Origin of the sequence: Curtobacterium sp. B18 (assembly GCF_000333375.1) — a bacterium.
Lineage (GTDB): Bacteria > Actinomycetota > Actinomycetes > Actinomycetales > Microbacteriaceae > Curtobacterium.
This window is the reverse complement of sequence record NZ_BACZ01000102.1, coordinates 1-1,959: the sequence shown is the minus strand read 5'-3', so window position 1 is coordinate 1,959 and position 1,959 is coordinate 1. Positions and strand designations below refer to the sequence as shown.

Genomic DNA, 1,959 nt, shown 5'->3' with positions numbered 1-1,959 from the left:
TCCCGGGCCCGTTCCGGGGCGGGCCGGGGAACACCGGGATTCGGGATGCCGAACAGGCCCGATCGGCTTGCGGACGGGGATCGGAGCGCGCCAAGCTGGTGTGCGAAGGGGAGTAGCTCCCAGCGCGTGCATCGACACACTGGCCATCACGATGATCGGCCCGGTGCACCACCTCCGCCCGTCCCGCACCGGGGCGCACGAGGCGAGCGAGACCTTCGGCCGTTCCGCCATGGCCGAAGCCGCTCGAGTGTGTGCAGCGTCATGGCTCGACCACGAGGACCACCATGTCGACCACCCTCTCTCCCGCGCCGCCCGCCGTCGCACCGCCCCGCATGGGCGCGAGCGCCTGGGGCCGCATCGCGATCTGCATCGCCATCGCCCTGCCGGCGGTCGTCTTCCGCATCGGCGGGTTCGCGCCGAACGCCCTCGTCGACCTGCTCGTGTTCGGCGGGGCCGTCGTGGCCGCGTCGTTCCTGCTCGCCTGGGCCGCCGAGGCCGCCCAGAAGGACATCGCCGGCGCGCTCGCGATCGCGATCCTCGCCCTCATCGCCGTGCTCCCCGAGTACGCGGTCGACCTGTACTACGCGTTCCGTTCCGGGTACGACCCCTCGTACGAGCAGTTCGCCGCCGCGAACATGACCGGGTCGAACCGGTTGCTGCTCGGGTTCGGGTGGCCGCTCGTCGTGATCATCTCGCTGCTCGTGGCGCGCCGGTTCGTCCGGACCGGGTCGCTCCCGGCCTCGGCCACCCGGGTCCTCGAGCTCGAGCGGTCGTCGCGCCTCGACATCGGGTTCCTCGCGCTCCTCGCCCTCGTCGCGTTCCTCATCCCGCTGATGGGCTCGATCCCGATGTGGTTCGGCTTCGTGCTGCTCGCCGCGTTCGTCTGGTACCTCTGGCGGGCCTCGAAGGTCGAGGACGGCGACGACGACGAGGAGCTCGTCGGTATGGCGGGCAACATCGCCTCGATGCCGCAGCGAGCCCGGCGCTGGACGATCGCGGCACTGTTCGTCGTCGCGGCCGCGGTGATCCTGTCCTCGGCGGAGCCCTTCGCCGACGCCCTCGTGCAGTCCGGCAGCGCGCTCGGCATCGACAGCTACTTCCTCGTGCAGTGGCTCGCCCCGCTCGCCACCGAGGCGCCGGAGTTCATCGTCGCCGCGCTCTTCGCGCTCCGCGGCATGGGCGGCGCGGCCATCGGCACGCTCATCGCGTCGAAGGTCAACCAGTGGTCGCTGCTCGTCGGCTCGCTGCCGATCGCGCACGTGCTCGGCGGCGGGACGTCCGGCGGGCTCCCGCTCGACGGCCGGCAGATCGAGGAGTTCATGCTCACCGCGTCGCAGACCGTCCTCGGCGTGGCGATCATCATCGCGCTCCGGTTCCACTGGTGGTCGGCGATCGCGCTCGCGGCGCTGTTCGCGGTGCAGTTCTTCGTGACGGACACGAACGGGCGCTGGGTGCTCAGCATCGTGCACCTCGTCGCGGCGCTCGTCGTGTTCTGGATCAACCGCCGCGAGATCCTGCCGACGGTGACGGCACCGTTCCGACGGGCGTCGTCCCCCGTGCTGCGCGGCTGACCCGCGTCGGTCGACCCGGCGAGCGGCTCGGCTCGCCGCTCCGTCGAGCGGGCGACATCTGTCCCGTTCGGCGTCGCTGTGTGGCAGATCGTGCCCGTTCGGCGGAGCTGAGCGGCAGGTCGTGCCCGCTCGGCGGAGGTGGGCGGGACGGGGGTTCCGCCGGTCGGGACGGGAGGCGCGGAGCGGGCTGGCACCACGCCTCCTGTCCGCCGGCCGGGACGGCCCGTCGAGCGGGCGTGACGCGCCGTCGGCTGTGCGCCGACCGGGCACAATCCGTCACACTCGGCGTCGCTGCGCGGCAGATCGTGCCCACTCGGCGGACGTGAGCGGCGGGTCGTGCGACCGCCGCGCCGCGGCGCGCCGGCGCAGCGCGGGCGGGTGCGGGGCG

At 72.9% G+C, this 1,959-nt stretch carries 1 protein-coding gene; it reads left to right on the top strand.

Translation table 11 applies throughout. The features are described from left to right. The first annotated feature begins 284 nt into the window (after positions 1–284). Positions 285–1,571: a sodium/calcium exchanger protein gene (locus I5E_RS02815; protein WP_261974845.1), complete on the top strand. Its 1,287-nt coding sequence runs from the start codon at positions 285–287 to the stop codon at positions 1,569–1,571. Positions 1,572–1,959 lie beyond the last annotated feature (388 nt).